Origin of the sequence: Nonomuraea sp. NPDC001831 (genome assembly GCF_042892035.1) — a bacterium.
In the GTDB taxonomy this organism is placed as follows: domain Bacteria; phylum Actinomycetota; class Actinomycetes; order Streptosporangiales; family Streptosporangiaceae; genus Nonomuraea.
Genome location: NZ_JBIATU010000002.1, coordinates 587,309 through 599,856 on the forward strand (window position 1 = coordinate 587,309; position 12,548 = coordinate 599,856).

The window sequence follows — 12,548 nt, forward strand, 5'->3', positions numbered from 1 at the left end:
CACTTATTTAGTGGCTTTAGAGTGTTTATAGGAGCAAGGGAGGGTGCTCGTCAATCCCACTCTGGGTCACAGACTCTTCACGAAAGGCAGCGGGCCGCGCTTCGGACGGTCGTCCGGGTCGAAGCGCGGGGTGTAGCCGCCGGCCAGGTACAGGGCGACGGCCTCGGGCTGGCGGGGGCCGGTGGTCAGGTGGATCCGCAGGTAGCCGCGGCGGGCGGCCTCGCGTTCCAGCTCCCGTACGACGACCGCGCCCAGGCCGCGCCTGCGGTGGCCGGGATGCGTCCACACCCGCTTCAGCTCGGCCGTGTCGGCGTCGTAACGGCGGAACGCCCCGCCCGCCACGGTCTCGCCGCCCACCACCAGGACGAGGAAGGCCCCGTCCGGCGGCGTGAACTCCTCGGCCGGGTACCGGTTCAGCTCGTCGTTGGCGCCGTACCGGCTGGTGTACTCCAGCGCGAGGTCCGCCAGCAGCGGCCGGACGGCGGGATCGTCCGGCGCGACCAGGCGGACCTCGAAGGCGGGCGCGCTCAACCGCGCTGCCTCGGCAGGCCCGGCGGGTTGACCCTGGACTCGGGGACCGCCTCGTTGGCCAGCCCCCACCGGTCGAGCACCTGCCGGTACGTCCCGTTCCCGATCACCGTGGCCAGCGCGTCGTGCACCGGCCCGACCAGGCCGTTGCCCTTCTTCGTCATCGCCGCGATGAGCCCCTGCAGGCCCGGCCCGGCGCCCGAGGCGGTGCCCACGATCCTGGAGCCGCCGCTGACCGCGACGTTGTAGGCGATGGTCGGGTTGGGGCCGAAGTACGCCTGCACGCGCCCGGACTTCAGGGCGAGCAGCACGTCGCCGTACTTCTGGTAGTAGAGGATCTCGACCGGCTTCAGGCCGGCCTTCCGGTTCTGGGCGTCCCAGTCGAGCAGGATCTTCTCCTGGTTGGTGCCCGAGCCGACCGAGACCCGCAGCCCGGCCACGTCGGCGGGCCCGGCGATCCTCCTGATCGGGCTGGAGGCGGGAACCTGCCAGGCGAGCTGGTCGATCCGGTACGTCGCGAAGTCGTAGACGTCCTTGCGCTCCTCGGTGACGGTGACGTTGTTGAACACGGCCTCGTACTTGCCGGACTTGGCCCCCAGGAACAGGTTCTCCCAGGAGGAGCTCTCCGGCTCCAGCTCCAGGCCGAGCACGTCCGCCACGAGCTGGGCGAGGTCGGTCTCCACGCCGATCAGCGTGACGTCGTCACTGGCCGGGAAGACCAGCGGCGGCGAGCTCTGGACGCTGAAGCCGACGGTGAGCCGGCCGTCCCGCGCGATCTCGGCGGGCACCCGGGCGGCGATGCTCGCGACCTTGCCGGTGCGCACCCGTTTCTGGTCGGGACCGGTGTCGACGGCGCGGCCGGTGACCGCGCCGTCGGCAGCGGTCCCCTCGCCGGCTCTGGGGACGAGCGCGGGTTCGGCCGCGCAGGCGGTGGTGGTGACGGTGGCGGACAGGATCAGCAGGAGTGCGGGCACGGCGGTGAGACGCATGGGGGTTCCTTGTGATCAGAGGACCTTGCCGAGGAAGGCGCGGGTGCGCTCGTGGCGCGGGGCGTCGAGGACCTGCGCGGCCGGGCCGCGCTCGACGATGCGGCCCTCGTCCATGAACACGACGGTGTCGGCCACCTCCCGGGCGAAGCCGATCTCGTGCGTGACGACGATCATGGTCGTGCCGCTGCGGGCCAGGTCCTTCATGACCTCCAGGACCTCGCCGACGAGCTCCGGGTCGAGGGCGGAGGTGGGCTCGTCGAACAGCACCACCTTGGGCTCCAGGGCCAGCGCCCTGGCGATGGCGACGCGCTGCTGCTGGCCACCGGAGAGCGTGCGCGGGTAGGCCGCCGCCTTGCCGGCCAGCCCGACCCGGTCGAGCAGGCGCGCGGTCAGCTCGGCCACCTCGGCGCGCGGCCGGCGCTGGGCCGACAGCGGGGCCTCGGCGATGTTCTGGCTGACGGTGAGGTGCGGGAAGAGGTTGAAGTTCTGGAAGACGAAGCCGATGCTGGTGCGCTGGCGGAGGATCTCGCGTTCGGGCAGCTCGTACAGGTGGTCGCCGGCGCGCCGGTAGCCCAGCAGCTCGCCGTCGACCGTGACCGTCCCGCGTTCCACCTTCTCCAGGTGGTTGATCACGCGCAGCAGGGTGGACTTGCCCGAGCCGGACGGCCCGAGCACCACCGCCACCTCGCCCTGGCGTACGCGCAGGTCGATGCCCTTGAGCACGTGCAGCGCGCCGAAGCTCTTGTGCACGCCGGCCAGTTCCACCATCATGAGCGGCCCCTGCCGTAGTGGCGCTCCAGGAAGTGCTGCCCGACCGAGAGCGTGGTGGTCAGGACGAGGTACCAGACGGTCGCGACCAGCAGCAGCGCCATCACCCTGCCGTTGCGGTTGTAGATCACCTGTACCTGGTAGAACAGCTCGGGCAGGGCCATGATGTAGACCACCGAGGTGCCCTTGACCAGGCTGACGATCTCGTTGCCGGCGTTCGGCACGATCGTCCGCATGGCCTGCGGCAGGATGATCCGGAAGAACCGGCGGGCCCTCGGCACGCCCAGCGCCGCCGCGGCCAGGCGCTGCCCCGGATCGACCGACAGCAGGCCGCCGCGGACGATCTCGGCGGCGTAGGCCGCCTGGTGCAGCGCGAGCCCGAGCGCGGCGGCGGTGACCGGCCCGATCAGGTCCATCGTGCCGACGTCGAAGAAGGCCGGCCCGAACGGCACCCCGAACGACAACCTCGGGTACAGCAGCGCCAGGTTGTACCAGAACAGCAGTTGCAGGATCAGCGGCACCGAGCGGAACAGCCACACGTACCCCCAGGCCACCGAGGCCAGCAGCCGGTTGGCCGACAGGCGCATGAGGGCGAGCAGGGTGCCGAGCGCGAACCCGAGCCCGATGCCCAGCGCGGTCAGCTCCAGCGTGAGCAGCACCGAGCGCAGGACGGAGGGCGCGAACAGGTACATGGCGACGACGTCCCACTCCCAGGCGGGGTTGGTGACCAGGGCGTTGGCCGCCATCGCCAGCAGCACCAGCACGCCGAGGGCGGCCACCGTCCGTAACGGGCGGCGGGCGGTCACGACCTTCGGCGCGGGCTCCTCCCGCCCGGCGGCGGGCACGGCCGCGGCCGTGTCACGCAGCGCCATGGCCCGCACGCACGTCGTCGTCACGACCCGAACCGACGGCGTCGGCGGCGTCGTCGCGGGCGACCTTGTCACGGACGGTGTCGGCAGCGGCGTCGCGGGCGGCCTTGTCGCGGGCGGCGTCGCGCCGGGCCACTTCCGCGCGGACCAGCGGGATGACGTGCCGGCCGAAGTCGACGGCGTCGTCCAGGATCGCGTAGCCGCGCGCCGAGAGGATCTCCACGCCCAGGTCGTAGTAGTCGAGCAGGGCCTGCGAGACCGTCTCCGGGGTGCCGACCAGGGCGGTGGAGTTGCCCGCGGCGCCGGTGGCCGCCGCGGTGGGCGTCCACAGGGCGCGGTCGTGCCGCTCTCCCCTGGCGGCCACCTCCAGCAGCCGCAGCGACCCGGCGTTCTGCGGCGACCCCCCGGGACGCCGCCGCGGGTTCGCCCGGGACTGTCGTAGCTCGCCCAGGATCCGGTGCGCCTTCTCCCAGGCCAGCTCCTCGGTGGGCGCGATGATCGGCCGGAAGGCCACCTGGATGCGCGGCACGTCGGCCCGCCCGGCCGCGCGGGCCGCCTCCTTGACCGAGGCGATCTGCTGCGCGGTCTCGGCCAGCGGCTCGCCCCACAGGCAGTAGACGTCGGCCTCGGCCCCGCCGGCCGCGTACGCCGCGGGCGACGAGCCGCCGAAGGACACCTGCGGCCGCGGCCGCTGGACCGGGAAGACGTCGGAGACGAAGTCCCTGAAGGAGTAATGGGCGCCCTCGTGGTCGAACGGCTCCCTGGAGGTCCACCCCTTCTTGACGATCCGGATGTACTCCCTGGTCCTGGCGTACCGCTCGTCCTTGGTCAGGAGGTCGCCCTCCCTGCCCTGCTCGTGGTCGTTGCCGCCGGTGATGAAGTGCACGGTCAGGCGGCCGTCGCTGATCTGGTCGAGCGTGGCGAAGGTCTTGAGGGCGTACGTCGGGTACGACACGTTCGGCCGGTGGGCCAGCAGGATCCCCAGGTCCTCGACCCGGCTCGCGACGTACGCGGCCACCTGGGCCGGGTCCGGCGAGCCTGAGCCGTAGGCGAACAGCACCCGGTCCCAGCCGTGCTCCTGGTGGGCCCGCGCGAGCCGGAGCGTGTACTGCTTGTCGAAGGAGGGGCCCGAGCGGGGCGAGGTCTCCGAGCCGTCGTTGGTGCCACCGATACCGAGGAACTCCACAGGCATGTCGCGGCCTTTCTGGCGTCGTGAACGCCTTTCACCCCAGCACGGCGATCCTATTCCGTCAAGCCCTACCAATTTAGTTGGTTTTTATCTACGGTGGAGGCGTACGGAAGGAAGGACACCATGCCATCCCTGACCATCACCCCCGTCGCCGGCCGTATAGGAGCCGAGATCACCGGAGTGCGGCTCGCGCCCGATCTGCACCCCGATGTCGTGGCCGAGCTCCGCCAGGCCCTCCTCACCCACAAAGTGATCTTCCTGCGCGGTCAGGAGCACCTCGACGAGCAGAGCCAGGTGGGCTTCGCCCGGCTGCTCGGCGAGCCGACCGCCGCCCACCCGACCGTGCCCGCGCTGCACGGCAACGCCCACATCCTGGACCTCGACTACAGCAACGGCCAGAAGGTCGACCGCTGGCACACCGACGTGACGTTCGTGGACCGGCCGCCGCTGGCCTCGGTGCTGCGCGCGGTCGTCGTGCCGGAGGCGGGCGGCGACACGTTGTGGGCCAACACCGTCAGCGCGTACCAGAACCTGCCCGCCGAGCTGCGCGACCTGCTCGACCGGCTGCGCGCCGTGCACACCAACCAGTACGACTACGTCCGCACGGCCACGATCGACGAGCGCGCCCGCGAGCACGCCGAGGTGTTCGCCTCCACCCTGTTCGAGACCGAGCACCCGGTCGTGCGCGTGCACCCGGAGACCGGCGAGCGCTCGATCCTGCTCGGCGACTTCGCCAAGCGGCTGAGCGGCCTGTCGGGGCACACCTCCGGGTCGATCATCCGGCTGGTCCAGGAGCACGTCACCGAGGTGGAGAACACCGTCCGCTGGCGCTGGTCGCCCGGTGACGTGGCGATCTGGGACAACCGGGCCACCCAGCACCGCGTGGTGCACGACTTCGGCGACCGTCCCCGCCGCCTGCACCGGGTCACGATCGCCGGGGACGTGCCGGTCGGCGTGGACGGCCGGACCAGCACCGCGCTGAGCGGTGACGCCGCGACCTACTCGCCGATCGCCGCCTGACCCTCCCCGGGGCTGCCCCGGCCACGAACGTCGCCGTGGCCGGGGCCTCGCGGATCGGCCGAAGCCAGTGCGGGCGGGGTTGGCTGGGCCCCGCCCGCACCTCCCATCCCCCACCTGAAAGGCACGCCCATGAGCACCGGCGAATCCCCCACCGGACGCGAGAGCCGCGTCGCGATCAACGAGGACTGGGCCGCCACGGCCGTCGGCCTGGTCCTGCTCGTCCTCGTCCTCACCGGCGTCATCCCCGTCGGGCTGGTGCCCTGATGAGCGCCGAGACCGTCACCGCCGACCGCGCGACCTGGCGAGGGACGGCGCTCGGCGTCCTGGTCGTCCTCGTGCTGGCCGCCGCGACCCGGTTCCTGGAGAAGGGCGTGCCCGGCTGGTTCCCGGACTCCGGGCTGGCCAAGGCCGTCGAGTTCCCGATCTACGCGATCGCCCTCGGGCTGCTCGGCAACGCGCTGCTGACCGCGGCCGGGCTGCGGGAGCGGCTGGCCGGCGGGTTCCGCACCGAGTTCTTCATCAAGACCGGCCTGGTGCTGCTCGGCGCGTCCATCAACCTCAAGGTGATCGTGACCGCCGCCGGGCCGGCCGTGCTCCAGGCGATCGTGCTGATCAGCACGGTGTTCCTGTTCACCTGGTGGCTCGGCGGGCGGCTCGGGCTCGACGACCGGCTGCGCGCGCTGCTGTCGTCGGCCGTGTCGATCTGCGGGGTCAGCGCGGCCATCGCGGCGGCGGGGGCCGTCCAGGCCAGGAAGGAGCAGCTGGCCTACAGCGCGAGCCTGGTGATCGCGTTCGCGCTGCCGTCGATCTTCATCCTGCCCGCCCTGGCCTCGGCGTTCGGGCTGCCGCCCGAGGTGGCGGGGGCCTGGATCGGCGGCAACATCGACACCACCGCCGCCGTCACCGCCGCCGGCACGATCGCGGGCGAGGACGCCCTGGCCATCGCCACGATCGTCAAGGTCACCCAGAACGCGCTCATCGGCGTCGTCGTGGTCGCGCTGACCGCCTGGTTCGCCTTCCGGGTCGAGCGGCGGGCGGACGCCGCGCGGCCAGGGGCGGCCGAGCTGTGGCGGCGTTTCCCGAAGTTCGTGCTCGGGTTCGTCGCCGCGTCCGTGATCGCCACCTGGTGGCTCACGACGGTCCCCGCCGGTGAGGGCAAGGCGGTCATCGGGGTCGCCAACGACCTGCGGACCTGGTTCCTGATCCTGGCGTTCGTCAGCATCGGGCTGGAGTTCCGAGTGGCGGCGCTGCGGGCGGCCGGCTGGCGGCCGGTCGTCGTGTTCGCCGCCGCGACGGTGGTGAACGTGGTCGTCGCCCTGGCCCTGGCGCTGGCCCTGTTCTCCGGCTTCACAGCCGGCTGATCGGGCCGTCCCCCTGGGTCCAGGCCGGAGTTCCGCCGAGGACAGGGCCGGTGTTCCGCTGAGGACAGGGCCGGTCAGGCGGCGCGTTCAGCGCTGGGACAGGGCCTTGCCCGCGTGGGCGCGCACGTCGGCGTCGGTGTCGGCGAGCGCGTCCCGCAGGGCGGCGGCCACGTCCGGCGCCGCCGCCCAGGGGGCCAGCGCGAGCACGGCGGCCTTGCGCACGTCGAGGTTGCCGTCCGACAGCGCCGCCACCAGCGGTGCCGCCGCCGTCCGCGGGCCGGTGGCGGCCAGGCAGCGCGCCGCCCCCACCCGCACCTCCCACGCCGGGTCCCGCAGCCCTCGTACGGCCTCCCGCTCCAGCGGCTCACCCACCGCGCCCGACGCCTCCAGCGCGGCGGCCCTGACCAGCGGGTCGCCGTCCCCGGCCAACGTCGCCAGCGCCGCCGACGGCTTCCCGACCGCCCCGATGCCCTTGGCCACCCACACGCGCACCTCCCGGGAAGGATCGCCGGCCGCCCCGGCCAGCAGGACGGACTCGTCCAGCGAGACCAGCCCGCGGACGGCCGCGATCCGCACCCGGTGGTCGCCGTCGGCGAGTGCGGCCGCGAACACCTGTGTGCCGCCGAGCCGCAGCGCGCGCAGCACGTCCAGGACCGCGGCGCGGACCAGGGCGTCGCCGCCGGTCAGCGCTCCGGTCAGCGCGCGGCCCAGCTCCGGGGTGGCCGGCAGCACCTCGACCAGCTCCACCAGGCCGGTCGCGGCGGCCCTGCGCACGGTGCCGTGCGGGTCGGCGAGCGCGGCGGCCAGCGCGGCGCCGGTCCCGTCCGGCACGGTCTCGGTGAGGGTGGCGATGGCGGCCCTGCGCACCTTGGGGTCGGGGTCGGCGAGGTAGGGGGCGAGGTCCTCGGCGGACGGCTGCTCCTCGGCCAGCCGGTTCAGCTCCAGGATGCGCGGCGAACGGCCGACGGCGGCGTGGCCCCGACGCGCCCGCGGCGCCCGTCGCACAGCGGCGGTGGCCGCGACCTCCAGCGTCACCGGCTCGGCGGCGACGGGCGCGAACTCCTCGACGGGCACCAGGTAGGGCTCGACGGGCCGCTTGACGAACTCCGTCGCGCCGTCCGGGCGCCTGCGCACGTTGAGGTGGAACAGCCAGCCCGCGTCGTCGCGGCCGGGCCGGTCGGCGCGCTCGTGGTAGAGCCCCCACCGGCTCTCGGTACGGGTCAGCGAGGCGCGCGCGGCCAGCTCCGCGCAGTCGCGGATGAAGTCCACCTCGACGCAGCGCATCAGCTCGTGCGGCGTCCGCCCGCCCATGGCGGCGATCTCCGCCCGCATGCGCTCGAACGACTCCAGCGCGATCTCCAGCTTCGCCCCCGTCTTGGGCGGGGCCACGTAGTCGTTGACGAAGCGGCGCAGCTTGTACTCCACCTGCTGCTGCGGCGGCCCGTCCGGGTTGCGCAGCGGCCGGTAGACCAGCTCGTGGGCGGCGGCCACCTGGTCCTGCGGCAGGGGCGCCCCGGGCGGCCCGTGGTGGGCGGCGGCGTGCTCCCCGGCCAGGTCGCCGAAGACGAACGCGCCGATCATGTAGTTGTGCGGCACGCAGGCCAGGTCGCCCGCCGCGTACAGGCCGGGGACGGTGGTCGCGCCGTGCTCGTCCACCCACACGCCCGACGCCGAGTGGCCGCCGCACAGGCCGATCTCCGAGATGTGCATCTCCACGTCGTGGGTGCGGTAGTCGTGGCCGCGCCCGGCGTGGAAGGTGCCGCGGGTGGGGCGTTCGGTCGAGTGCAGGATGCCCTCGATGGCGCTGACGGTCTCGTCGGGCAGGTGGGACAGCTTCAGGTAGATGGGCCCCCTGGCCGAGGCGATCTCGGCGGAGACCTCGGCCATCATCTGGCCCGACCAGTAGTCGGAGTCGACGAACCGCTCCCCCCGGTTGTTGACCTGGTACCCGCCGAACGGGTTGGCCACGTACGCGCAGGCCGGGCCGTTGTAGTCCTTGATCAGCGGATTGATCTGGAAACATTCGAGGCCGCTCAGCTCGGCGCCGGCGTGGTAGGCCATGGCATAGCCGTCCCCGGCGTTGGCCGGGTTCTCGTAGGTGCCGTAGAGGTAGCCGCTGGCGGGCAGCCCGAGCCGGCCGCAGGCGCCGGTGGCCAGGATCACCGCTCCCGCGCTCACGGTGACGAACCGTCCGGAGCGGGTGTCGAACCCGGCCACGCCGACCGCCCGTCCCTGCGAGGTGAGCACCCTGACCGGCATGACCCGGTTCTCGATGCGCACCTTGTCGCGGATGTGCCGCTGCCGCAGCACCCGGTAGAGCACCTTCTTGACGTCCTTGCCCTCGGGCATCGGCAGGACGTAGCTGCCCGAGCGGTGGACCCGGCGGACGGCGTACTCGCCGTGCTCGTCCTTCTCGAACTTCACGCCGTAGCGTTCCAGGCGGCGGACCATGGCATGGCCCCTGGTCGCGGTCTGGTAGACGGTCCGCTGGTTGACGACGCCGTCGTTCGCCCTGGTGATCTCGGCGACGTAGTCCTCGGGGGTGGCCTTGCCGGGGATGACCGCGTTGTTGACGCCGTCCATGCCCATGGCCAGGGCGCCGCTGTGCCGTACGTGGGCCTTCTCCAGCAGCAGCACCCGCGCGCCGCGCTCGGCGGCGGTGATCGCGGCCATGGTGCCCGCGGTGCCGCCGCCGACGACGAGCACCTCGCACTCCAGGTGCAGGCGGTCCTCGATCGGGGGGATCTCCATTCACAACTCCTTGAGGATCTGGTCGCGCAGGGCCGCCCGGTCGGCGCCGGGCTCGCGGGGGCCGGGCACCTCGATCACCGCGCGCACGCCGCCGTGGCCGAGCACCACGACCCGGTCGGCGAGCAGCAGCGCCTCGTCCACGTCGTGGGTGACGAAGACGACCGTGGCGCGGGTGTCGCGCAGCACGTCGAGCAGGAGCGCCTGCATGCCGGCGCGGGTCTGGGCGTCGAGGGCGCCGAACGGCTCGTCCATGAGGACCGCACGCGGCGTCCCGGCCAGGGCGCGGGCGAGCTGCACGCGCTGGCGCATGCCGCCGGACAGTTCGCGGGGAAGCCGGTCGCCGTGCCCGGCCAGGCCGACGCGGGCCAGCCACTCCTCCGCCGCCGCCCGCCGTTCGCGCCTGGGCAGCCCGCGGATGCGCAGCGGCAGCTCCACGTTGCGCCGGACGGTACGCCAGGGCAGCAGGGCGTCGTCCTGGAAGACCATCGAGCGGTCGGGCGAGGTCGCGGCGATCTCCGTCCCGCCGGCCACGATCCGGCCGGCGTACGGGCGCAGCAGCCCGGCCAGCGCCCGCAGCAGCGTGGACTTGCCCGACCCGGACGCGCCGACCACGACCAGCACCTCGCCCGGGCGCACGGCCAGGTCGACCTGGCGCAGGACCGGTTCGCGGGCGTACCCGAGCGATAGGGACTCGAGCGTGATGCCGAGCGTCATGACCCGCCTCCGCCGGCGCGCGGCAGCCACCGCGTCACCCTGCGCCCGGCCAGCTCGACGGCGGCCGAGGTGAGCCAGCCGAGCAGGCCGATGGTGACCATGCCGACGATGACCGCCGGGTAGTCGACGATCGTGTACGACATCCAGGTGCGGTAGCCGACGCCGAACTCGCCGGAGATCATCTCGGCCGAGATCACGCAGATCCACGCGACGCCCATGCCGACGGACAGCCCGCCGAAGACGCCGGGGAGCGCCCCGGGCAGCACGACGTTCACCAGCACGTGACGGCGCCGGCCGCCGAGCGTCCTGACCGCGTCCTCCCACAGGGTGGGCAGCGCCCGCACGGCGTGGCGGGTGCTCACCATGATCGGGAAGAAGGCGGCGGTGAACGTGATGAACACGATGCCCTGCTCGTCGGCCGGGAACAGCAGGATCGCCATGGGGACCAGCGCGATGGCCGGCACCGGGCGGACGGCTTCGAGCAGCGGGCCGAGCACGTCGCCCGTCCTGGGCGACCTGGCCACCAGCACGCCGACGGCGACCCCGGCGACGGCGGCCAGGCCGAAGCCGGTGAGGATCCTGATCAGGCTCTGGAGGAGGTCCAGGTGGTAGGTGCGGGTGGCGAGCTGGCGGGCGGCCTGGGCGGCGATCTCGTCCAGGCTGGGCAGCCGGTCGAAGCGCAGCCACAGGCGGGCGTCGGTGACGGTGAGCACCTGCCACGTCGCCGCGGCCACCGCCACCGAGGCGGCCCTGACCGCCCACCGCGCCCCTCTCCCGCCCCACGGGCCGGGCTCCTTCCGGGGAACGGCGGCGCCCGGGGAGGCGCGCCCTTCTGCAGGCACGCCCACGACGGCCGACGCGCCGGAACCGGCGGGCGAGGCGGCCGGCGGGGTGACCAGCGGGGTAGCGGGCGGGGTGGCGGGTGGGGTTTCGGTGCTGGTCATCGGGGGTCGCCGGCCTTTCCGGCGGCCTTCAGGGCGGCCTCGTAGGTGACGGGCCGGGTCCTGGGGTGGGCCTTGCGGTAGGCGTCGGCGCCGTCCTGGGTGGTGAACGGGAGCAGGCGGGCGGTGGGGGCGGCGGCCGGGTCCGCCAGCCACACCGACCGGTCGGCGAACCACCGGGTGCCGGTCGCCGCGTCCGGGACGTACGCCGCGCGCACCTTCCCGCCGGCCCCGGCGACCTGCCGCAGCAGGCACGTGGGCGTGGCCGCGGGACGGGTGTCCGGCTCGCCGGTCAGCCAGAGCTCGGAGGCCGTCCGCGGATCGCCGGCCGGGATGCCGCAGGCGGCGTCGTGCCCGGTGACGGCGGCCGGGTTGGCGGTCGAGGCCCGGTCGGCGTCGTAGGCGGGCCCGTACGCCTTGCGCAGGTAGCTGTCGTCGACGAAGGAGGCGACGTCCACGCCGGAGAAGTCGGGGCTGATCCGCTTGAGGTAGGTCACGTCGTGCTCGTGCGCCGCCTGGAGCCGCTGCTTCAGCGTGACGTCGAAGGTGGCGATGCCGCCCCGCCCGTTGTAGAGGTAGACCACCTCGGGCGGGAGCCCGGTCGCGGCGGCCACCGACTCGGCCGCCGCCAGCGGGTGTTCGTGCAGGTAGCGGGTGGCGTCGATCTGGGCCTTGAGGAAGGCGTCCACGACCTGCGGATGCTGCGCGGCGTACGCCTGCCGCACCACCACGCCGTGGAAGGTCGGCACGTCCAGCGCGGAGCCGTCGTACAGCAGGCGGCCCTTGCCCTGGAAGGCGAGCAGGCCGGGCCAGGCCACGAACTGGGCGTACCCCTGGACGCCGCCCGACTCCAGTTGCGCGGCCCCGACCGCGGGCGTGTGGTTGACCGTCTCCACGTCCGTGACGCCCGCCCGCTCCAGGGCCTGGACCAGCGTCCCGTGCCCGGCAGAGCCGACGCTGGCCGAGATCTTGGCGCCGGCCAGGTCGGCCAGCGTCCTGGCCTTGGACGCGGGCGGCACGAGCACCATGTTCAGCCCGCCGCGCAGGTTGTAGCCGGTGACGGAGACCAGCTCGGTACGCGCCTCCGGGACGGCCTGCGTGCGGGCGGCGTTGATCAGCAGCGGGTAGTCGCCCATCGAGCCGATGTCGATCTTCCCGGCGACCATCTTGGCGGTGATGGGCGCCCCGGTGTCGTAGTCCTGCCATTCGACCGCGTATCCCGGGCCGAGCCGCTTCTCCAGGTAGCCGAGCGAGCGCAGCAGCGTGCCCGCGGTCACGGTGTTGATGGTCTTGGACTGGTAGCCGACGACGATCCTGATCCGGTCCTCGCCGCCGGTCGCGCCGGAGACCGAGCAGCCGGCCGCCGTCAGCGCGACGGCCGTCAGCGCGGCCGCCGTCAGAGCCTTACGCAGCATCGC

Annotated in this window: 12 protein-coding genes; 3 read left to right on the forward strand and 9 right to left on the reverse strand. The window is 73.4% G+C overall.

Annotation, left to right across the window (positions count from 1 at the left end; translation table 11 throughout):
* Positions 1-66: 66 nt before the first annotated feature.
* From ACFYYW_RS08280 to ACFYYW_RS08300, 5 genes are read right to left on the reverse strand one after another with little or no spacing between them, the layout of a single operon-like run.
* Positions 67-531, reverse strand: coding sequence for a GNAT family N-acetyltransferase (locus ACFYYW_RS08280; protein WP_387646456.1), 465 nt, complete (start codon positions 529-531; stop codon positions 67-69).
* Positions 528-1,517, reverse strand: coding sequence for an ABC transporter substrate-binding protein (locus ACFYYW_RS08285; RefSeq protein ID WP_387646459.1), 990 nt, complete (start codon positions 1,515-1,517; stop codon positions 528-530). The genes ACFYYW_RS08280 and ACFYYW_RS08285 overlap by 4 nt, the downstream gene beginning before the upstream one ends.
* Positions 1,518-1,532: 15 nt before the next feature.
* The gene (locus tag ACFYYW_RS08290) at positions 1,533-2,285 is read right to left on the reverse strand and encodes an amino acid ABC transporter ATP-binding protein (protein ID WP_364413718.1); all 753 of its coding nucleotides are present in this window, start codon (positions 2,283-2,285) and stop codon (positions 1,533-1,535) included.
* Positions 2,285-3,181: an amino acid ABC transporter permease gene (locus ACFYYW_RS08295; RefSeq protein ID WP_387646462.1), complete on the reverse strand. Its 897-nt coding sequence runs from the start codon at positions 3,179-3,181 to the stop codon at positions 2,285-2,287. Before ACFYYW_RS08295 ends, ACFYYW_RS08290 begins: the two co-directional genes overlap by 1 nt.
* Positions 3,144-4,346: an LLM class flavin-dependent oxidoreductase gene (locus ACFYYW_RS08300; RefSeq protein ID WP_387646465.1), complete on the reverse strand. Its 1,203-nt coding sequence runs from the start codon at positions 4,344-4,346 to the stop codon at positions 3,144-3,146. The genes ACFYYW_RS08295 and ACFYYW_RS08300 overlap by 38 nt, the downstream gene beginning before the upstream one ends.
* Before the next feature lie 120 nt (positions 4,347-4,466).
* On the opposite strand from ACFYYW_RS08300, the gene ACFYYW_RS08305 reads away from it, so the two are divergent.
* From ACFYYW_RS08305 to ACFYYW_RS08315, 3 genes are all read left to right on the forward strand, one after another.
* Positions 4,467-5,363 carry a TauD/TfdA family dioxygenase gene (locus ACFYYW_RS08305; RefSeq protein ID WP_352330035.1) on the forward strand — a complete coding sequence of 299 codons (897 nt, stop codon included), beginning with the start codon at positions 4,467-4,469 and terminating at the stop codon, positions 5,361-5,363.
* A gap of 129 nt (positions 5,364-5,492) precedes the next feature.
* Positions 5,493-5,627, forward strand: a complete 135-nt coding sequence (locus ACFYYW_RS08310; RefSeq protein ID WP_352330037.1) for a hypothetical protein — start codon at positions 5,493-5,495, stop codon at positions 5,625-5,627.
* Positions 5,627-6,724, forward strand: a complete 1,098-nt coding sequence (locus ACFYYW_RS08315; RefSeq protein ID WP_387646468.1) for a YeiH family protein — start codon at positions 5,627-5,629, stop codon at positions 6,722-6,724. The genes ACFYYW_RS08310 and ACFYYW_RS08315 overlap by 1 nt, the downstream gene beginning before the upstream one ends.
* Before the next feature lie 87 nt (positions 6,725-6,811).
* On the opposite strand, the gene ACFYYW_RS08320 is transcribed toward ACFYYW_RS08315, so the two are convergent.
* Genes ACFYYW_RS08320 through ACFYYW_RS08335 form a run of 4 tightly spaced genes read right to left on the reverse strand, consistent with a single transcriptional unit; the run spans position 6,812 to position 12,545 of the window.
* Positions 6,812-9,475 carry a fumarate reductase/succinate dehydrogenase flavoprotein subunit gene (locus tag ACFYYW_RS08320; protein ID WP_387646471.1) on the reverse strand — a complete coding sequence of 888 codons (2,664 nt, stop codon included), beginning with the start codon at positions 9,473-9,475 and terminating at the stop codon, positions 6,812-6,814.
* A complete protein-coding gene (locus tag ACFYYW_RS08325; RefSeq protein ID WP_352327903.1) occupies positions 9,476-10,189 on the reverse strand; it encodes an ABC transporter ATP-binding protein in 714 nt (237 codons plus the stop codon).
* Positions 10,186-11,133 carry an ABC transporter permease gene (locus ACFYYW_RS08330; protein ID WP_387646474.1) on the reverse strand — a complete coding sequence of 316 codons (948 nt, stop codon included), beginning with the start codon at positions 11,131-11,133 and terminating at the stop codon, positions 10,186-10,188. The genes ACFYYW_RS08325 and ACFYYW_RS08330 overlap by 4 nt, the downstream gene beginning before the upstream one ends.
* The gene (locus ACFYYW_RS08335) at positions 11,130-12,545 is read right to left on the reverse strand and encodes an ABC transporter substrate-binding protein (RefSeq protein WP_387646477.1); all 1,416 of its coding nucleotides are present in this window, start codon (positions 12,543-12,545) and stop codon (positions 11,130-11,132) included. The genes ACFYYW_RS08330 and ACFYYW_RS08335 overlap by 4 nt, the downstream gene beginning before the upstream one ends.
* Positions 12,546-12,548: the final 3 nt, after the last annotated feature.